Source organism: Streptomyces sp. NPDC000941, from assembly GCF_053599555.1.
This window is the reverse complement of the sequence record NZ_JBSFMM010000101.1, coordinates 1-18,892: the sequence shown is the minus strand read 5'-3', so window position 1 is coordinate 18,892 and position 18,892 is coordinate 1. Positions and strand designations below refer to the sequence as shown.

The window sequence follows — 18,892 nt, the reverse complement described above, 5'->3', positions numbered from 1 at the left end:
GACATGCATATGGACGACGACGCTCTGCTGGCAGAGCAAAGGGCCTACTACAGGGCAGGCGCGGCCCAATACGACCGGCCCTACGCGGAGCGCGAAGAGCTGCGGAAGTTGCTGACCGTCGTCGATGAGCTCCCGATCGCCGGGGATGTGCTGGAGTTGGCCTGTGGCACGGGCCAGTGGACCCCGAGGCTCGCGGCGCGGGCGCGGTCGGTGACGGCGGTCGACGCGGCGGCCGAAGTGCTGGCCCTCGCTCGAGCCCGCACCGCGTCCCCCACCGTCCGGTTCGTCGAGGCCGATCTGTTCGAGTGGCGGCCGCCACGGCGCTACGACACCGTGTTCTTCGCCTTCTGGCTCTCCCATGTTCCGCCGCGGCGGTTGCCCGAGTTCTGGAACACCGTCGCCGCCGCGCTCGCACCGGGCGGCAAAGCGATCTTCATTGACGATGGCCCCGCCGCCGCCGCGGAGGAGGACATCCTCGCGAACCAGCCGGCCCCGGCCGCGCTGCGCCGACTCGACGACGGCAGCCAGTACCGCATCGTCAAGGTGTTCCACGATGCCCGAACACTCACGGACGACCTCACAGCTCTGGGGTGGTCGGTCCGCATCCGGCCGGTGGCCGGGAACTTCGTCGGCATCGCGGAGCCGCCGGCCAAGAAGCCGTAACCCCGGCGCGGTTGCCGTAACCCCGGCGCGGGACAGCCGCGCCGGGGCCGGGCGACGGGCTCAGGACGTGGGCGTCAGCACCAGCTTGGCCTTATGGCCGGAGACCGACTTCACCGAGATCTTCAGGTTGTTGAGCCTGACGGTGCCGCCCGGGCTGGTGCTGCCGCTCAGGCGCCCGCCACCTGTGGTGGTGGCCGCCATCTTCACGGACCGGGAACTGACGTGCGTGATCCGCAGCTTCCCGAACCCGAAGCGGTGGCTGTTGACCTTGATGCTGCTGGGCGCCGACACGGTGATCTTGCACCGCCCGTCGTAGCACGGCCCGTGGGCGGCGGCAAACGACTCCGTCGCCGTCAGGCCGAACCCCAGGGTGCCCGCCAACGTCAGCGTCGCAGTGGCCGTCGCGGCCCTCCGCCACATTCCGGTGCTCATCAATGGGACCTCCTGTCTCCAAAAGGGGCATTTCCCTCGCGGCATTTCTAACCCACCGGACGCGGGACCCCTCCCGTCGTACGCCGCACGCCGTACGCCGACGCACGACCGACCGGCCCCACCGCCCCCGGACACGGCCCGGCCGAGGCGGTCTCATAGGCTTGCGATCATGGTGAGTGAATTCAGTGGCGCGTTCCTGCTGGAAGCCGAGCGGCACGCGGCCTGGGGCGCGGCACAGCTGGAAACCCTGACCGCGTTCGTTCCCGACGGCCCCTGGACCGCGGATCTGCCGTCCTGCACCTATCGGCAGGGTGAGCTGGAGATGCGGATCGCCGTGCTTGGCACCTTCGACATGGAGGAGCAGTCCTGGATGTGGGGCTGGGCGAACCCCGGACTGCGCGGGACCGAAGTGGTGTCCCTGACCGAGGGGGTCGAGCGGTACGGCAGGGCGCACCAGATCGCCGAGCTCACCGAGGAAGTCCTCGACCTGTCCGGCTTCGCCGATCCCCGGCGCGCCGCCGAGATGCTGGCCTTCACGGGGATGGGTGTGGTGCGGGCTCCCGGCTATATCGGCATGCCGGCCGGTCCCGGCACACAGGTCTACTTCCTGCCCGACGACCCGCAGGTACCCCGCGCCGCCCTGGACCCCGTCGCCCTGCCGCGGACGCTGCTCACCGGCGCGTCCCTGATCGGCCACTCGGCTCGCCACGCCGTGGCGGGATACTTCGACCACCACGGCATGGCCCAGCGGGCCGACGGTGACCGCATCACCGCCGACCTGCCCAGCGGCGACTCGGTCCACATCGACTTCGATACGGCGGGTCGAATCGCCCACGTCAGCCTCAAGGTCTCGCCCTGATATTCGGTGGCGCGCCGGCCCTCCGATGGTGAAGATCGCGCAGTGCCCAACTTCCTGGAGACCGAACGGCTCGCGCTCCGCGCGTTCACCGAGGCCGACGTCGACCACCTGCTCGCGCTGGACAACGACCCCGACGTCATGCAATTCATCAACGGCGGTCGGCCGAGAAGCCGCGAGTCGATCCGGACGCGGGCCCTGCCCCAACTCCTCCGCGACTATCCGTTCCTCGGCTCCCGTGGCTACTGGGCCGTGGAGGAGAAGGCCACCGGCACCTTCCTGGGCTGGTTCGAGTTCCGTCCCGTCGACGACCACAGCCCCGCCGTGGTCGAACTCGGCTACCGGCTCAACAAGGCGGCCTGGGGGTGCGGCTATGCCACGGAGGGAGCCCGGGCCCTGATCGACAAAGGGTTCACCGACTTCGGGGTGGAGCGGGTCACGGCGAACACCATGGCGGTGAACACCCGGTCCCGGCGTGTGATGGAGAAGGCGGGGCTGTCGTTCCTCCGGAACTTCACCGGCGACTGGTCGGATGCGATCGAGGGCTCGGAGCACGGCGAAGTCGAGTACGAGCTCACCCGGGCGGAGTGGGAACAGCGCCAGGCGTAACCAGGCGGGGCGCCCCCTTTGACGACAGGCCCTAGAGGCCCACGTCGCGACGGCGGATGTCCTCGAAGGGCTCCCGGCGCACGAGGAGCCGGGCGCGGCCGTCCCGTACGGCGGCCACCGGCGGGCGGCCGACCATGTTGTAGGCCGAGGCCATGGACAGGTGGTAGGCGCCGGCGACGGGTACGGTCAGCAGGTCTCCGAGGCGTATGTCGCCGGGGAGTTCGACGGCGGTGGCCAGGACGTCACTCGCCTCGCAGTGCCGGCCCACCACGGTGACCCAGGTCGGCGCGGCGGTGGTGTGCCGGCCGACCAGGCACGGCGCGTACCGCACTCCGTACAGCGACGGCCGCGGGTTGTCGCTCATACCGCCGTCGATGGCCACGTATGTGTGCTCACCGGTGTGTTTGACCGACAGGACCCGGTACAGGGCACGACGCCCGCCGGGCCCACGACGGCGCGGCCCGGTTCGATGAACAGCCGGGGCACGGTGAGCCCGGCCGCCGATCTCGGCGTCGGGGAAGGCGTCCCGGTAGGTGCGGCAGCGGTCGCGGACTTCGGCCTCGTCGAGGACATGGACCGGGGTGCCGAAGCGGTCGGCGAGCTCGGCGAGCGGTACGCCGCCCACCGCGAGGTCGCCCCGGCGGGGTTCGGTGGTCGAGGCGGGCCACGCCGAGAGGTCTGCCGAGGTGGCGGTGGTCGCGGTGGCGTGAGCGGCTGCGTGAGCGGTGGCGTGAGCAGTGGTCATCGTGGGCACCTCAGCCGATCCACAAGGAGAGCGTCGCGACGAGGGCGGCGGCGCCGGTCACCCGGAGCGCGCCGACCGCCCGCGGATCCCAGGCACCGGCGCGCGAGCCCCCTGCCGGAGCCTTCTGGGGCACCTCGGCGACGTCCCCGCCGGGCGTCGGCGCGGGGGCGGTGAACTGCGGGTCGACCGTGAGGGTGGTGACGCCGAGCGGTTCGGTGAGCGCGCGCAGCGCGGGCTCGGCGAGCCTGATCCACGCCTGGTCGGGGCCGAGGGTCGCGGTCAGCCTGCGCTCGGACGTGAAGCCGACGGCCGTACGGTCGCCGAGGGGCGTACGGAAGAGCCTGGCGGCACACCGTGAGGGGCCCGGCCGGACCGGGACGTACAAAGGCCCGGCCGGGAACCGTTCACAGGGTTCGGGGTCTTCGTCGTACGGGAGCTCTGCCATGGGATGCCTCCTGGAGGATCCAAGGTGGTGCGGGGGCTGAGCCGGGCGCCTCCGCTACAGGGAGGCCGCCCGGGCTCGCCGTTCACGCTACGCCCGCCGCACCCGGCTCCCGGACGGGTCCTGACGCGATGCTGACGGCGAACCGGACGACGCTGACGCACTGCTGACGCGATGTTGACGCGCGCTGCGAACGGTCCGCCGTGTTCAGGCGGGGAGGGAGCCGAGCCAGTCGGTCAGGTGCTGATTGACCTCCTCATGGCGTTCCTGCTGGATCCAGTGGCCGCAGCCGTCGAGGATGTGGCAGGAGCGCAGGCCGGGCAGGGTGGTGGGGTACGCCTCGATCGCGTCGGCCAGCCAGGTGGTGGAGGCGTCCAGGGCGCCGCCGAGGAACAGCGACGGTTGGGTGAGGGGGGCGCCGTCGAAGTCGGCGAGGCCTTCCCAGTCCCGGTCCATGTTGCGGTAGCGGTTCAGGGGTCCGGTGAGACCGGTCCGTTCGAACTCGGCGGCGTAGCTGTCGAGGTCGTGCTCGCTGAGCCAGGCGGGCAGACCTTCGGGGAATCTGTCGCGCATCGTCCCGCCGGGGCTGATGAAGTGTGGGTCGGGGGAGCCGGGCGCGGGCATGGTGTCCCCGGACAGGGCGGCGTAGAGACCGGCGAGCCAGCCGCGTACATCGGGCTCGATCTCGGACTCGGCGCGGCCGGGGGCCTGGAAGTACGAGATGTACAACTCGTCATCCCCGCCCATCTGGGCGAAGATCTCGCTGGGCCGCGGTCCTCCGCGCGGGGCGTAGGGGACGCTCAGCAGCCCGACCGCGCGGAAGACATCGGGCCTGACCAGGGCGGAGTTCGCGGCGATGGGCGAGCCCCAGTCATGGCCGACGATCACGGCCGTCTGCTCACCGAGCGCGTGCACCACGGCGGTGTTGTCCTCGATGAGGTCGAGCATCCGGTAGGCGGCCACGCTCTCCGGCTTGGACGAACGCCCGTAGCCGCGGACGTCGATGGCGACCGCGCGGTATCCGGCGGCGGCCAGCACCGGCAGTTGGTGGCGCCATGAGTACCAGGACTCGGGGAAGCCGTGCACCAGCAGGACCAGCGGTCCGCTCCCCTGCTCCACCAGGTGGATCCTGCCCGCGGGGGTGGGGACCAGGCGATGTGTGACGTCCGGTTGCGACATGGCTCCTCCGGGTTGCTGATCGACTCGTACTGCGATGGTGCGTTGCGTACCGCGTCGGTGCGAGTCCCGTTGCCGGTTCGGCAAACCGGTGCCGGAAACACCGCTGGTCCTGCCCGGTGTCTTTGTCTTTGCGGACCGGGCGCGTCGGGGCCACTGTGCGAGAATGGCCGGCAGAGCCCGATCGGCTCCTGGACGAGGTGCGCCGTACCCAGGCATGACAAGACGACGCGGGGAGTGTCTGTCATGGCCTGGGTCGTTCTTGTGATCTCCGGGGTGCTGGAAGCCGTGTGGGCCACGGCGCTGAGCAAGTCGGAAGGGTTCAGCCGGCCACTGCCGACCGTCGTCTTCGGGATCGGCCTGGTGCTGAGTATGGCGGGCCTGTCCTTCGCGTTGCGGACCGTGCATGTGGGCACCGGGTACGCGGTCTGGGTGGGCATCGGCGCGGTGCTCACCGCCACCTACGCCATGGTCTTCGGCGGCGAGCCCGTCGGCTGGCTGAGACTTCTGTTGCTCCTGGGCATCGTCGGCTGCGTGGCCGGGCTGAAGCTCGCGCACTGAGAGTCGTACGGTCGCTGCTCCCGGTACCAGGAGCGCATCTCCGCCTCGCCGTACTCCTCCGCCCGGTGCTTGGTGGCGTGGCGGGCCAGGGTTTCCTCGAGCGGTACGTCCAGGTAGAAGCCGTACGTCGAGCCGCGGTGGTCGGCGTAGAGGATGCCTTCGACCACGACGTGGTAGTCCGCGTCCAGGGCGTAGCGGGCGACGGTGTCGATCAGCCCGATGTTGGCCGCCCCGGGGCGGTCGTGTTCGCGCAGCACGGCGCGGCGGAGATGGTCCTGGCCGACCAGGGCCAGGCCGCGGCCGAACCCGTCGCGGAGGCCGGCCGCGACGCTCGACTTACTGCGCCACGCTACCGGGGCCGGTGGCAGGCACACCACGGCACACCACGGCGATTCCCCTTGAACGACTGGGCAGTTGGGTTACGCGGCGGCCGGACCGAGGGCACAATCCAAGCCTGACCGACAGTCCCCTCAAGGAGGTTCGGGTGAAGACGGCGCGCCGTACCTGGAGAAGATCCCGGCTGATGGCCGCGGTATCGAGCTTGTTCACCGCGGCTGCCCTCGCGACAGCCGGTACGAGTGCGGCCGCTGCCGCCGAGGTGTCCCCCGCCTCCGTATCCGAGGCGGCCTCGGCCATCGAGTCGCTGAACGTCCCGGAGACCGCCTGGACCGTGGATGAACGCACCGGGACGCTGCGCGTGTCCGTCGGCTCCACGGCCGGGGGCGACGACCTGGCCAGGCTCGACCGTATCGCCGCACGCTCAGGCGGCGCCGTGACCGTCGAACGGCTCGGCGGACCGCTGCGGACCCTCCTCTCGGGCGGCGACGGCGCATACGCCTCCGCGGGCTGGCGCTGTTCCGTCGGGGTCAATGTGCAAAGCGGCTCCACGTACTACTTCATCACCGCCGGCCACTGCACTGACGGCCTGCCGACGTGGTACACCGGCGCCGATCTGACCACCGCGGTCGGCCCGACGACGGGCACCAGCTTCCCCGGCGACGACTACGGCGTCGTCCGATATGCCAACGCGGCTGTCCCGCACCCCGGTACGGTCGGCACCGTCGACGTCACCGGAACCGCCACCGCCTACGTCGGCCAGGAGGTCTGCCGCCGGGGGGCCACGACCGGTGTCCACTGCGGCCGGGTCACCGGGCTCAACGCCACCATCAACTACGGCAACGGCGAGATCGTCTACGGACTGATCCAGACCAATATCTGCGCCGAGCCGGGTGACAGCGGCGGTCCGCTCTATGCCGGCGACAAGATCATCGGCATTCTCTCCGGCGGCACCGGGGACTGCGCCACCGGCGGCACCACCTACTACCAGCCCATCCAGGAGGTGCTGAGCGCCTACGGCCTCACCGTCTACTGACGGCCGGCCACACGGCCGGCCATGCGGAAACGGCGTCCGGGCAACGGCTCACGAACGGCGCGCCCGCGGGTCAGCAGCGCGCCCGCTTCTACCCGGCCGATACGGATACCGGTCGTGGTCTGGATCGGCTGATCTTTACGAAGCGGCGGGATCAGCCGAGGGCGCGGTCCAGGTTGAAGGCGGCGCTGATGAGGGAGAGGTGGGTGAAGGCCTGCGGGAAATTGCCGAGTTGTTCGCCGGTCGGGCCGATCTCCTCGGCGTACAGGCCCAGGTGGTTGGAGTAGGTGAGCATCTTCTCGAACGCCAGCCGGGCCTCCTCCAGCCGGCCGGCGCGGGTGAGCGCCTCGACGTACCAGAAGGAGCAGATCGAGAAGGTGCCCTCGGTGCCGGGCAGGCCGTCCGGGCTGAGGAACGGGTCGTAGCGGTAGACCAGGGAGTCGGATACGAGCTCCTGCGACAGGGCGTCGAGGGTCGCGAGCCACTTGGGGTCCACCGGGGAGATGAACTTGGCCATCGGCATCATCAGCACCGCGGCGTCCAGGATGTCCTGGTCCAGGCGCTGGGCGAAGGCTCCGCGCCGGGCGGACCAGCCGCGTGTCATGATCTGCCGGTAGATGGCGTCGCGGCTGATCCGCCAGCGGGGAAGGTCGGCGGGCAGTCCACGGCGGGTGGCCAGGCGGATGGCCCGCTCGATGGCCACCCAGCACATGAGGCGTGAGTACAGGAAGTTCTGCCGTCCCGCGCGGCTCTCCCAGATGCCTTCGTCGGGCTGGTCCCAGTGGTCGCAGACCCAGTTCACCAGGTAGCCCACCTCGTCCCAGTGGTCGCTGCTGATGGGCTGTCCCCACTTGTCGTACAGATAGACGGAGTCGATGAGCGCTCCGTAGATGTCCAGCTGGAGCTGGGCCGCGGCGCCGTTGCCCACCCGGACCGGGGCGGATCCCAAGTAGCCTTCCAGATGGGAAAGCTGGAGCTCGGGGAGGTCACGGCTGCCGTCGATGCCGTACATGATCTGCAGCGGTCCGGTGGCCTGGTCGCCGTCGCAGCTGATGCAGTGCTCGGAGAGAAAGCCCATGAAAGCCTCGGCCTCCGAGGTGAAGCCCAGGCGGAGCAGGGCGTAGACGCAGAAGGCGGCGTCCCGGACCCACATATAGCGGTAGTCCCAGTTGCGCTCGCGGCCGATGGCCTCCGGCAGGCTGGTGGTCGGGGCGGCCACGATGGCGCCGGTCGGGGCGTAGGTGAGCAGTTTCAGGGTCAGCAGGGAGCGCTGGACCATCTCCCGCCAGCGCCCGTGGTAACGGGAGGCGCTGAGCCATTTGCGCCAGAAGCGGACCGTGGCCTCGAATTCGGCACCGGCCTCGCGCCGGGCGCAGCCGAGGAGAGCGACCTCGTCGTCGACCCGGTCCAGGGCGAAGACCGCGGACTCGCCTTCGAGCAGTTTGAAGCGCGACCGTACGTCCCGGCCGTCGCACTCCAGGGGCGCGGTGGCCGTCAGCGCCAGGGACAGGGAGGGGGAGTCGAAGAGCACCCTGTTGCCCTGCATCCGCGCGGTGTGCGGCTCGGCCCCGTAGCCGAAGCGGGGCGCCACCTGTGCGGTGAAGGGGAGGGTGCCGCGTACGCAGCGCACCCGCCTGATCAGCCGGTGCCGCCCGGAGTCGCGGGAGTCGTCGACGACGGGCATGAAGTCCTGGATCTCCCCCGCGCCGTCGGCGGCGGAGAAGCGGGTGATCAGCACATTGGTGTCGGGGAAGTAGAACTGGCGGGTCCGCGCGGGGACGTCGGTGGCCAGTTCGAAGGAGCCGCCCCGTTCCGCGTCCAGGATCGAACCGAACACGCTGGGCGCGTCGAAGCGCGGGCAGCAGTACCAGTCGATCGTGCCGTTCGTCCCCACGAGGGCGACGGTGCGCAGATCGCCGATCAGTCCGTGGTCCGCGATCGGCAGATAGCGCGAGGAGGCCGTCGGGAATTGCGCCTCCTGCCCGTATCCGGCGTCGTCGAACACCATGTCAGGCCTCCCTGCCGTCGCGGCTCCGCCGCACGGCCGCGTACCCGGCGGCGCATGCCCCCAGCGCGGCCAATGTTCCTATAACAGGGTAAATCACCCCGCAATCGGCCAGGGTCGGTGCAGATGGGCCAGGTCGTCGGGCGGCGGGGTGGTGGGCCGGTAGATGGGCGGGGCCTGGTCGATGGCGGCCGCCGGGGCGTCGGCCAGCTGGAAGCGGCCGCGCAGGCGCCGGTAGAACTGCAGGGGGGTCAGCCGCGCCAGGCGCAGGCAGTACGGGGCCCGGTAGGCCGCCATCCAGTCCCCCGGGTCCAGCACCCCGCGCAGTTCCCCGTCGATGCTGACGGCGACGCGTCCGGAGTGAGGCAGTACGCGGACCGCGACGATCTCGTCGGCGTCGGCGATCACGGTGCGGTCGAAGGCCATATGCGGGGCGACCGGAGTGAAGACGATCGCATCGGCCTCGGGGGCCAGCACGGGTCCCCCGGCGGCGAAGCTGTAGGCGGTGGAGCCGGTGGGGGTGGCGACGATGAGGGCGTCGGCCGAGTAGCAGGCCAGCAGCTGCTCGGCCAGATACACGGCCAGGTTCACCTGCCGGTTCCGGGAGAGCTTTTCGAAGACCACATCGTTGACCGCGGTGACGTCCAGAGGGATCCCCCAGCCGGCCTTGTCCGTGGCGCCGGGGCGCACGGCTGGCGCGGGCAGCGCGGGGCCGCGCCCGTAGCACAGCGGCTCCTCCAGACCGGTGGGCGTATCCAGCGGGCGCGATGCCCGGAGGGTGAGCACCATCCGCTCCTCGATGACCGTCTGGTCCCGGTGGAGGGCGTCCAGCGCGCCCTCCACCTGGTCGGTGGTGATCTCGGTGAGGAAGCCGACCCGGCCCACGTTCACCCCCAGCACCGACGCCCCGTCCTTGGCGGCGATCCGCGCCCCGCGCAGAAACGTGCCGTCGCCGCCGAAGGTCATGACCACCCCCGGGTGGCCCGCGGCCACGGCCTCTTCCTGGCCGCCGCGCCGCGGCACCCCCGCCTGCCATACGTCGAGGTCGGTGCAGACGACACCGTGCGTGGCACACCAGTCCCGCGCGGTCCGCGCCGCCGCGACGGCGACCGGACGGCCCTGGTGAACGACGAGGCCGAGCCGGGTCAGAGGCATCGCCTCCACGGTAGTCCGCGCCGGTCCGTCCCGCAGATCGCGTGGCCGCGGGCGCCGGGGGCGCGGGTCAGTCGGCGAGCCGGCGGCTGATGACCAGGCGCTGGATCTGATTGGTGCCCTCGAATATCTGCATGATCTTGGCCTCGCGCATATAGCGCTCGACGGGATAGTCGCGGGTGTATCCGTAGCCGCCGAAGACCTGGACCGCGTCGGTGGTGACCTTCATGGCGGCGTCGGTGGCGATGAGCTTGGCGACGCTGGCCTGCCGGCTGTACGGGCGTCCCGCGTCGCGGCGGCGGGCGGCGTCGAGGTAGGTGGCGCGCGCGGAGTCGACGGCGGCGGCCATGTCCGCCAGCAGGAAGCCGAGCCCCTGGTGGTCGATGATCTTCCGGCCGAACGCGGTGCGTTCATGGGCGTAGGCGACGGCGGCGTCCAGGGCGGCCTGGGCCAGTCCGGTGGCGCAGGCGGCGATGCCCAGCCGGCCGGAGTCCAGGGCGCTGAAGGCGATCTGCAGCCCTTGCCCTTCCCGTCCGATGAGCCGGTCGGGGTCGAGCAGGGCGTTGTCCCAGAAGGCGGCCGTGGTGGGGATGGCGTGCAGGCCCATCTTCTCCTCGGGCCGGCCGAAGGTGAGGCCGTCGGTGTGCCCGGGGGCGAGGAAGCAGGAGATGCCGTCGCTGCCCGGGGAGGTGCGGGCGAAGAGGGCGTAGAACCCGGCTTCGCCGCCGTGGGTGATCCAGGCCTTGGCGCCGTTGATCCGGTAGCCGTCGGCGTCCTTGTCGGCCCGGCAGGTCAGAGCCGCGGCGTCCGAGCCGGCCTGCGGTTCGGAGAGGCTGTATCCGCCGATGAGCCGGCCGCTGAGGATATCGTCCGCCCAGCGGCCGCGCTGGGCGTCGGTGCCGAAGGTGAGAAGGGGGAAGGCGGCGAGGGTGTGGACGCTCACCGCGACGCCGACGGCCGCCCAGCGCGCGGCCAGTTCCTCCAGGGCCTGGAGGTAGACCTCATAGGGCTGCTCGCCCCCGCCGAACTGCTCCGGGTAGGGCAGACCCAGCAGGCCCGCCTCGCCGAGCAGGGCGAACAGGCCCTCGGGATAGGTCTCGGCGCGTTCATGTCCGTCGACGCGGGGGGAGAGTTCCTTGTCGGCGATGTCGCGGACGAGGTCCAGCAGGTCCTCGGCCTCCCGGGTGGGCAGCAGGCGGTCGACGGTCATGACGATGCTCCTGGGCGCGTACGGGTGGGCGGGCGCGCTCAGGACAGCAATACGAGGCCGTGGGCCACAAGGACCTTGTGAGAAGTCGGGTGCAAGACGCAAAATATTTCCACAAGCAGGCCGTTCGGACAGTTTTGCTTGCGCGTGGGGTGCTGTTTTATCGAGCCGTCGAGCCGAAGCGGGGCCTGAATGACCGAGATCGACGATGTGGACCGCCAGTTGCTGCGGATGCTCCGGGAGGACGGGCGGCGCACCTTCTCCGAAATGGCCCCCGCGGTCGGGCTGTCGGTGGCCGCGGTCAAGCGCCGGGTGGACCGGCTGCGGGAGAGCGGCGTGATCACGGGCTTCACGGTGCAGGTCGATCACGCCAAACTGGGCCGGGGCATCGAGGCGTTCGTGGAGCTGTCGTATACGGGCACCACTCCTGTCGGGGAGATCGTCCGCACCGCGTACGAGGTGCCCGAGGTCCAGGCGGTCTTCACGATCGCGGGCGATCCCGACGCTCTGGTGCATGTCCGGGTGCGGGACATCGAGCATCTGCAGCAGGCCATCGACGGGCTGCGGCGCGCGGGGCAGGTCACCGGCACCAAGACGCTGATGGTGCTGGGCTCCTGGACGAGAGACGCCTGACGGGAGACGGCTGGAGACGCCTGAGGAGCCGCGACCGGCCCCGCGGGCCGCGGAGGGGACGGCCGCGGGTCAGTCCGCGGCGGCGATGGCGCAGGCGGGGTGGCCCCAGCCGTCGGTGTTCTTCTTGATGGTCTCCCCCTTCGCGTACGGGGCGCCACAGCGGCACCGGCCGGGGAACTTCGCCGTGATCGAGCCGCCCGAGCGGGCGGCGCTCCCCCGCCGCGCCGCGGTCCCGGTCCCCTTGGTCGCCCTGCTCGCCTGCTTGCCGCCGTTCCCGGCCGGGGCCTCGGGCTCGGGCAGGGCCGAGCCGAGGGAGCTGCCGATGGCCTGCTGGGAGCGGGCCGTGTCGCTGGCCGCCTGGTCCGCGGCCGCGTTGAACGGGTCGCCGCCCACCTGGTGGGCCGCCACGTACACGAACTCCACGTCCCGGCCGCCCAGCAGCTCGTCGATACGCACCACGAGATCGCGGTTGGCCACCGGGCTGCCCGAGGCGGTCTTCCAGCCCTTTCTGCGCCATCCCGGCAGCCAGGTGGTGACCGCCTTCATCGCGTACTGCGAGTCCATCCGCACCTCGAGCGGCACCGCCGGGTCGGTGGACTCCAACAGGCGCATGAGCGCGGTCAGTTCGGCCACGTTGTTGGTGGCGGTGCCCAGCGGCCCGGCCTCCCACCGCGCCACCGCGCCGTCGGCGCCCGCCATGACCCATGCCCAGGCAGCGGGCCCGGGGTTGCCCTTCGACGCCCCGTCGCACGCGGCAATGATCCGTGTCGTCATCCCCCGATACTGCCACCTGCGCGGACCCCTCCCGCACCCAAGCGACCCCGGCGGGCGCTCAGCGGCTGATGCGCATCCCCGGCAGGAGCCGGTCCCGGTACTCTTCCGGTTCGCCGACCCAGCCGGCCATCAGCACCAGGCCGGAGGCCCGGTGCACCGCGAGAAAGCCGAAGGGCCGGTCGAAGCGGGCGTGGACCAGTTGCGCCCGGTGCGGGGGCGTCGGCGGCACACCGCCGGGCGCCGCGGCCATCGCGGTCACCGCGGCGGCGCGGAAACCGAGGGCGCCGAAGGTCGCCGTCGCGCTCTGCTTCGCCGCCGAGATCGCCAGCGGTGCGGAGCTGATCCCCGGGAAGTGGCCGTGCGAGGCGTTCTGCGCGGAGCGGAGCCCGAACAGCGGCGCGTGGTCGAGCAGATCGTGGTCGCCGTCCACGGTGAAGGGCACCGATTCGACGCGCAGCACAGGCGTCCCGTCCCAGCTCGCCACGGTCTCGACGGTCAGGCCGGGTCCGGGGGCGCCGAGCGAAAGCGCCGCGCCCGCCGTCGTCGGGTACGTCCCGCCGAGCGACGCCACGCCCGCCGACAGCACCTGCCCGCCCGCGTCGCCCTCCGCGCCGAGGAGCAGATGTACGTCCAGGCCGCTGTCCCCCTCGACCCGCAGCATGGTGAGCGGGCCGTCGGGGGTGTGCGCGACGGCGATCTCGTCCGACAGATGGCAGCTGCGGAACAGACCGGCCAGCGTGCGCCCGGCCCAGGGGCCGTGGCGCGGGACCGTCACGGAGGGGTCGAAGGGCCGTCGCCAGGTGGTCCGTACGACCAGGGCCGTGGCCAGCACCAGCAGCGTGGTCGGGTCGACCACGGGGGGCATCTTGTCGATCATGCCGTCGGTGTGGCGGGCCGCCCAGGCGTTCATCCGCTCGAGGTCGGCCTCCACATCGCCGGTGAGGGCGCCGTGGGTCTCCAGGGGCAGCCGGCTCAGCCACTCGGGGCGCAGCGGCAGCTCCTCACGGGTCCACAGCCCGAGGGCCGCGTCGACACCCGGCAGCTCACCCAGCGCGGCGAGCAGATTCCGGCCCTGGGCGAGCGCCGTTTCCGCGCCGATCCCCAGGGCCTCTTCCAGCTCCCGCCGGGCCGGGCCGTCGGCGCCGTCGGCGAGCAGGGCGAGGGCCGGCCAGACGCCGGCCGCGGTGAGGACCGTGCCGCGCCCGTGCACCGCTTCCCGCGCCCAGTTCGCCGTCATCGCGTTGACGGCACGCGCCGCCGTGGCGTCCTCGGTGACCATGTTCTCCCCCGTGTCCTGCGACCCTGTGTCCTGCGACCCCGTGTCCCGCGAATCACCTTAACGATCTCCAGTGCCTCAGATCACACGGGTCTCCGGAATAGGGGCGGCGGGCCTCTCGTTCTGTTGAATGTTTCACAGCTAAACATAACGGGATCGGACCCATACGCATGCGATCCAGCGGAAGAAGCGGACCGGTAGACAATGACTGATGCACTCAAGCGCCTGGCCGACGAAGGCGTCGCGATCTGGCTCGACGACCTTTCGCGGGGGCGCATCGCCTCCGGCAATCTGGCGGAGCTGGTCGACCGAAGCCATGTGGTCGGGGTCACCACCAATCCGTCGATCTTCCAGAAGGCGATCTCCGGCGGCGACGGCTATGAGGACCAGCTCCGCGACCTGGCCACCCGCGGGGTGACCGTGGACGAGGCCATCCGCATGGTCACCACCGCCGATGTACGGGACGCCGCGGACGTCCTGCGCCCGGTGTTCGACTCCACCGGCGGCCGGGACGGCCGGGTGTCCATCGAGGTCGACCCGCGGCTCGCCCACCGCACCGCCGCCACCGTCGCCGAGGCCAAGCAGCTCGCCTGGCTCGTCGACCGCCCCAACACCCTGATCAAGATCCCCGCCACCGAGGACGGGCTCCCCGCGATCACCGAGGTCATCGGCGCGGGCATCAGCGTGAATGTCACGCTGATCTTCTCGCTCGACCGCTACAAGGCCGTGATCGACGCCTATCTGGCCGGTCTGGAGCAGGCCCGGGCGGCGGGTCTGGACCTGTCGGAGATCCACTCGGTGGCGTCCTTCTTCGTCTCCCGTGTGGACACCGAGATCGACAAGCGCCTCGACAAGCTCGGCACCGAGGCCGCGAAGGCCCTCAAGAGCCGGGCCGCCCTGGCCAACGCCCGCCTCGCCTACCAGGCGTACGAGGAGGCCTTCGGCGGCGAGCGGTGGCGGTCCCTGGAGGAGGCGGGTGCCAACCGGCAGCGGCCGCTGTGGGCCTCGACCGGCGTCAAGGACCCCGCCCTCCCCGACACCCTCTACGTCACTGAGCTGGTCGCCCCCGACACGGTCAACACCATGCCCGAGGCCACCCTGGCGGCCACCGCCGACCACGGCGAGATCACCGGCGACACCGTCCGCGGCACCTACCAGGACGCCAAGGGAGTCCTCGACGAACTGGCAGCGCTGGGCGTCTCGTACGACGACGTGGTCCGGCTGCTGGAGGACGAGGGTGTCCAGAAGTTCGAGCAGGCCTGGCTGGACCTGCTCACCTCCACCGAAGCCGAACTCCGGCGCCTGGCGCCCAAGGAGGCGTGAACAACCATGTCGGCAACCACAGCCGGCCAGTGGGTCAACCCGCTGCTCGACCCGGCGGACCGCCGCCTTCCGCGCACCGCGGGCCCGTCCGGTCTGGTCATCTTCGGCGTCACCGGCGACCTGTCGCGCAAGAAGCTGATGCCCGCCGTGTACGACCTGGCCAACCGCGGTCTGCTGCCCCCGGGCTTCTCGCTCGTGGGCTTCGCCCGCCGCGACTGGGAGCACCAGGACTTCGCCCAGGTCGTCCATGACGCGGTCAGGGAACACGCCCGGACCCCGTTCCGCGAGGAGGTCTGGCGGCAGCTCGCCGAGGGCATGCGCTTCGTCCCCGGTGAGTTCGACGACGACAAGGCGTTCAAGCAGCTCCGCGAGACCGTCGACGAGCTCGACGCGGCGCGCGGCACCAGCGGCAACTTCGCCTTCTACCTCTCCGTACCGCCGAAGTTCTTCCCCACCGTCGTACGGCAGCTCAAGCGGCACGGGCTGTCCGACGCGTCCGAGGGGTCCTGGCGGCGCGCGGTCATCGAGAAGCCCTTCGGGCACGACCTGGCCTCCGCCGAGGAGCTGAACCAGGTCGTCCACGAGGTGTTCGCACCCGACCAGGTCTTCCGCATCGACCACTACCTGGGCAAGGAGACCGTCCAGAACATCCTGGCGCTGCGCTTCGCCAACCAGATGTTCGAGCCGATCTGGAACCGGTCGTATGTCGACCATGTGCAGATCACCATGGCCGAGGACATCGGCATCGGCGGGCGCGCCGGCTACTACGACGGCATCGGCGCGGCCCGGGACGTCATCCAGAACCACCTCCTCCAGCTCCTCGCGCTGACCGCGATGGAGGAGCCGGCCGGATTCGACGCCGCGTCGCTGGTGGCCGAGAAGCTGAAGGTCCTCAAGGCGGTCAGGCTCCCCGCCGACCTCGGTGCGCACTCGGTGCGCGGGCAGTACGCGGCCGGCTGGCAGGGCGGCGAGCTGGTGCGGGGCTATCTGGAGGAAGAGGGCATCTCCTCGGACTCCGGGACCGACACCTACGCGGCCCTCAAGCTGGAGGTCGACAACCGCCGCTGGGCCGGTGTGCCCTTCTATCTGCGGACCGGTAAGCGGCTCGGGCGGCGGGTGACCGAGATCGCGGTGGTCTTCCAGCGCGCCCCGCACTCCCCCTTCGACACCACCGACACCCAGGAGCTGGGGCAGAATGCCCTGGTCATCCGGGTGCAGCCGGACGAGGGCATCACGGTCAGGTTCGGCTCCAAGGTGCCCGGCACCTCCATGGAGATCCGGGACGTGACGATGGACTTCGCGTACGGCGAGTCGTTCACGGAGGAGAGCCCGGAGGCGTACGAGCGGCTGATCCTCGACGTTCTGCTCGGCGACGCCAACCTGTTCCCGCGCACGGAGGAGGTCGAGGAGTCCTGGAAGATCCTCGATCCCGTGGAGGACTACTGGGACACCCACGGCCGGCCGGAGCAGTACACCGCCGGCACCTGGGGTCCGAAGGCCGCGGACGACATGCTCGCACGAGACGGACGGAACTGGCGCCGGCCATGAACATCGATCTGACCAACACCACATCGAGCAAGATCAACGCGGCCCTGGTGGAGGCCCGCCGGGCGGCGGGCAGCCCCGCCGTCGGCATGGTGCTCACCCTGGTCGTCGTCACCGACGAGGGCAACCACTACGACGCGCTCAAGGCCGCCGCCGATGCCTCCCGGGAACACCCCTCGCGGATCCTGGCGGTCATCAAGCGGCCCGGCCGCTCCCCGCGCGAGCGGCGTACCGCCCGCCTCGACGCCGAGGTGCGCGTCGGCGGCGACGCCGGAGGCGGCGAGACCGTCGTGCTGCGGCTGCACGGCGAACTCGCGGACTACGCGGACTCGGTGGTCCTGCCGCTGCTGCTGCCGGACGCCCCGGTCGTGGTCTGGTGGCCGGTCGACGCCCCGGCCCGGCCCGCGCAGGACCCGCTGGGCGCGCTCGCACAGCGGCGGATCACCGACGCCTACGCCGTCGAAGACCCGCTGGAGCAGCTGGCCGCCCGCGCCGCCTCGTACGCGCCCGGCGACACCGACCTGGCCTGGACCCGGCTCACCCCGTGGCGGGCCATGCTCGCGGCGGCGCTTGACCAGGCCCGTACGGAGGTCGTCTCGGCGGTGGTGGAGAGCGAGGCGGACAATCCGAGCGCCGAGCTGCTGGCCCGCTGGTTCGCCAACCGGCTGAAGGTGCCGGTCGAGCAGGTGGTCACCGACGGCCCGGTGGTCACCGGGGTCCGGCTGCGCACCGCCGCCGGGGACGTCCACATCGACCGCCCGGACGGCCCGGTGGCCACGCTGTCCATTCCGGGCCAGCCCGACCGCACCCTGGCGCTGAAGGTGCGCAGCACCGCCGAGCTGATCGCCGAGGAGCTGCGCCGGCTCGACCCCGACGAGGCGTACGCCGCCGCCCTGCGCGCCCGGATCACCGCCCCGGCGCCGGCGCCCGCACCGGCCCCCGCCGCTTCTGGGAAGAAGGAGCAGAAGGATGTCTGACCCCGCCCGTCTCGACCGGCTTCCCGAGTGGGCCGCGCTCGCGGGGCACCGCGAGGAGCTCGCGGGGGTCCAGCTGCGCGATCTGTTCGCCGCCGACGCCGGGCGCGCCGACCGCTATGTGATGCGGGTCGGGGATCTGCATATCGACTACTCCAAGCACCTGGTGACCGACGAGACGCTGCGGCTGCTGAGGGAGCTGACGAAGGCGCGCGGCGTCGTCGGCCTGCGGGACGCGATGTTCCGCGGCGAGAAGATCAATGTCACCGAGCAGCGGGCGGTGCTGCACACCGCGCTGCGCGCCCCGCGCGATGCGGTGATCGAGGTCGACGGCGAGAACGTGGTCCCGGCCGTGCACGCGGTGCTGGACAAGATGGCGGCCTTCGCGCGGCGGGTCCGCTCGGGCGAGTGGACCGGCGCCACCGGCAAGCGCATCCGTACCGTCGTGAACATCGGCATCGGCGGCTCCGACCTGGGCCCCGCGATGGCGTACGAGGCGCTGCGCCCGTACAGCGCGCGGGAGTTGGCCGTCCGCTTCGTGTCCAATGTGGACGGCGCCGATCTGCACGAGGCCGTACGGGACCTGGACCCGGCCGAGACGTTGTTCATCGTCGCGTCGAAGACCTTCACCACGATCGAGACCATCACCAACGCCACCTCCGCACGCGGCTGGCTGCTGGCCGGTCTCGGCGCCGACGCCGGCGAGGAGGCGGTGGCCAGGCACTTCGTGGCGCTGTCCACCAACGCGGAGAAGGTGGCGGAGTTCGGCATCGACCCGGCCAACATGTTCGAGTTCTGGGACTGGGTCGGCGGGCGCTACTCGTTCGACTCCGCCATCGGCCTGTCGCTGATGATCGCCATCGGCCCGGAGCGGTTCCGCGAACTGCTGGACGGTTTCCATCTGGTCGACGAGCACTTCCGCACCGCCCCCGCGGAGGCCAACGCGCCGCTGCTGCTGGGGCTGCTGGGCGTGTGGTACGGCGGGTTCTTCGACGCCCAGTCGCATGCGGTGCTGCCGTACAGCCACTATCTGTCGAAGTTCACCGCGTATCTGCAGCAGCTGGACATGGAGTCCAACGGCAAGTCGGTGGACCGCGAGGGCAATCCGGTCGACTGGCAGACCGGCCCGGTGGTCTGGGGCACCCCCGGC

19 protein-coding genes, 1 pseudogene and 1 riboswitch are annotated in these 18,892 nt (G+C 71.2%); of the genes and pseudogenes, 10 read left to right on the top strand and 10 right to left on the bottom strand.

Features of this window, described 5'->3' with window-relative positions:
* Window positions 1-9: 9 nt before the first annotated feature.
* Complete coding sequence (locus tag ACWDSL_RS29035) at window positions 10-663, top strand: class I SAM-dependent methyltransferase (protein ID WP_450490331.1); 654 nt, start codon at window positions 10-12, stop codon at window positions 661-663.
* A 60-nt stretch (window positions 664-723) separates the two neighbouring features.
* Here the strand turns inward: ACWDSL_RS29035 and ACWDSL_RS29030 are convergent, their stop codons facing one another.
* Window positions 724-1,095, bottom strand: coding sequence for a hypothetical protein (locus ACWDSL_RS29030; RefSeq protein WP_450490329.1), 372 nt, complete (start codon window positions 1,093-1,095; stop codon window positions 724-726).
* A gap of 169 nt (window positions 1,096-1,264) precedes the next feature.
* Here ACWDSL_RS29030 and ACWDSL_RS29025 point away from each other — a divergent pair, with 169 nt between their 5' ends.
* Window positions 1,265-1,954 (top strand): DUF6882 domain-containing protein, encoded by a 690-nt coding sequence (locus ACWDSL_RS29025; RefSeq protein WP_450490327.1) that lies wholly within the window; start codon window positions 1,265-1,267, stop codon window positions 1,952-1,954.
* Between the two features lie 42 nt (window positions 1,955-1,996).
* Entirely contained in the window at window positions 1,997-2,560 is a 564-nt protein-coding gene (locus ACWDSL_RS29020; RefSeq protein WP_450490325.1) for a GNAT family N-acetyltransferase, read from the top strand.
* Window positions 2,561-2,591: 31 nt separating this feature from the next.
* On the opposite strand, the pseudogene ACWDSL_RS29015 reads toward ACWDSL_RS29020, so the two are convergent.
* The 3 genes and pseudogenes from ACWDSL_RS29015 to ACWDSL_RS29005 form a co-directional block, all read right to left on the bottom strand.
* Window positions 2,592-3,064 (bottom strand): annotated as a pseudogene (locus ACWDSL_RS29015) (diaminopimelate decarboxylase family protein); the annotation flags it as partial.
* A gap of 251 nt (window positions 3,065-3,315) precedes the next feature.
* Entirely contained in the window at window positions 3,316-3,750 is a 435-nt protein-coding gene (locus ACWDSL_RS29010; RefSeq protein ID WP_450490323.1) for an SAV_915 family protein, read from the bottom strand.
* A gap of 204 nt (window positions 3,751-3,954) precedes the next feature.
* Window positions 3,955-4,926: an alpha/beta fold hydrolase gene (locus ACWDSL_RS29005; protein WP_450490321.1), complete on the bottom strand. Its 972-nt coding sequence runs from the start codon at window positions 4,924-4,926 to the stop codon at window positions 3,955-3,957.
* 170 nt (window positions 4,927-5,096) lie between these two features.
* Window positions 5,097-5,158, top strand: a riboswitch (guanidine-III (ykkC-III) riboswitch).
* Window positions 5,159-5,169: 11 nt separating this feature from the next.
* Here ACWDSL_RS29005 and ACWDSL_RS29000 point away from each other — a divergent pair.
* Complete coding sequence (locus ACWDSL_RS29000) at window positions 5,170-5,484, top strand: DMT family transporter (RefSeq protein ID WP_450490319.1); 315 nt, start codon at window positions 5,170-5,172, stop codon at window positions 5,482-5,484.
* Here the strand turns inward: ACWDSL_RS29000 and ACWDSL_RS28995 are convergent.
* Window positions 5,385-5,858, bottom strand: coding sequence for a hypothetical protein (locus tag ACWDSL_RS28995; protein ID WP_450490317.1), 474 nt, complete (start codon window positions 5,856-5,858; stop codon window positions 5,385-5,387). The two genes, ACWDSL_RS29000 and ACWDSL_RS28995, sit on opposite strands and share 100 nt — an antisense overlap.
* Before the next feature lie 149 nt (window positions 5,859-6,007).
* Between ACWDSL_RS28995 and ACWDSL_RS28990 the strand changes: the two genes are divergently transcribed.
* On the top strand, window positions 6,008-6,856 hold the full coding sequence (locus ACWDSL_RS28990) for a S1 family peptidase (RefSeq protein ID WP_450490360.1): 849 nt from the start codon (window positions 6,008-6,010) through the stop codon (window positions 6,854-6,856).
* 151 nt (window positions 6,857-7,007) lie between these two features.
* Here ACWDSL_RS28990 and ACWDSL_RS28985 read toward each other — a convergent pair whose 3' ends face one another.
* The 3 genes from ACWDSL_RS28985 to ACWDSL_RS28975 form a co-directional block, all read right to left on the bottom strand.
* Entirely contained in the window at window positions 7,008-8,861 is a 1,854-nt protein-coding gene (locus ACWDSL_RS28985; protein ID WP_450490315.1) for a glycoside hydrolase family 15 protein, read from the bottom strand.
* A 93-nt stretch (window positions 8,862-8,954) separates the two neighbouring features.
* Window positions 8,955-10,013 carry an NAD(+)/NADH kinase gene (locus ACWDSL_RS28980; protein WP_450490313.1) on the bottom strand — a complete coding sequence of 353 codons (1,059 nt, stop codon included), beginning with the start codon at window positions 10,011-10,013 and terminating at the stop codon, window positions 8,955-8,957.
* Window positions 10,014-10,080: 67 nt separating this feature from the next.
* The gene (locus ACWDSL_RS28975; RefSeq protein ID WP_450490311.1) at window positions 10,081-11,220 is read right to left on the bottom strand and encodes an acyl-CoA dehydrogenase family protein; all 1,140 of its coding nucleotides are present in this window, start codon (window positions 11,218-11,220) and stop codon (window positions 10,081-10,083) included.
* Between the two features lie 189 nt (window positions 11,221-11,409).
* Here ACWDSL_RS28975 and ACWDSL_RS28970 point away from each other — a divergent pair, with 189 nt between their 5' ends.
* Entirely contained in the window at window positions 11,410-11,850 is a 441-nt protein-coding gene (locus ACWDSL_RS28970; RefSeq protein ID WP_450490309.1) for an Lrp/AsnC family transcriptional regulator, read from the top strand.
* A gap of 69 nt (window positions 11,851-11,919) precedes the next feature.
* Here the strand turns inward: ACWDSL_RS28970 and ACWDSL_RS28965 are convergent, their stop codons facing one another.
* Window positions 11,920-12,624: a ribonuclease H family protein gene (locus ACWDSL_RS28965; RefSeq protein ID WP_450490307.1), complete on the bottom strand. Its 705-nt coding sequence runs from the start codon at window positions 12,622-12,624 to the stop codon at window positions 11,920-11,922.
* Between the two features lie 58 nt (window positions 12,625-12,682).
* Window positions 12,683-13,903 carry a serpin family protein gene (locus tag ACWDSL_RS28960; protein WP_450490305.1) on the bottom strand — a complete coding sequence of 407 codons (1,221 nt, stop codon included), beginning with the start codon at window positions 13,901-13,903 and terminating at the stop codon, window positions 12,683-12,685.
* A 201-nt stretch (window positions 13,904-14,104) separates the two neighbouring features.
* Here ACWDSL_RS28960 and tal point away from each other — a divergent pair, with 201 nt between their 5' ends.
* From tal to pgi, 4 genes are all read left to right on the top strand, one after another.
* The gene (gene tal, locus ACWDSL_RS28955) at window positions 14,105-15,223 is read left to right on the top strand and encodes a transaldolase (RefSeq protein WP_450490303.1); all 1,119 of its coding nucleotides are present in this window, start codon (window positions 14,105-14,107) and stop codon (window positions 15,221-15,223) included.
* 6 nt (window positions 15,224-15,229) lie between these two features.
* Window positions 15,230-16,771, top strand: a complete 1,542-nt coding sequence (zwf, locus tag ACWDSL_RS28950; RefSeq protein ID WP_450490301.1) for a glucose-6-phosphate dehydrogenase — start codon at window positions 15,230-15,232, stop codon at window positions 16,769-16,771.
* Entirely contained in the window at window positions 16,768-17,745 is a 978-nt protein-coding gene (opcA, locus tag ACWDSL_RS28945) for a glucose-6-phosphate dehydrogenase assembly protein OpcA (protein ID WP_450490299.1), read from the top strand. The genes zwf and opcA overlap by 4 nt, the downstream gene beginning before the upstream one ends.
* Window positions 17,738-18,892 (top strand): glucose-6-phosphate isomerase (gene pgi / locus ACWDSL_RS28940; RefSeq protein ID WP_450490297.1); only part of this gene is annotated, 1,155 nt, incomplete at its 3' end. The genes opcA and pgi, both read left to right, overlap by 8 nt.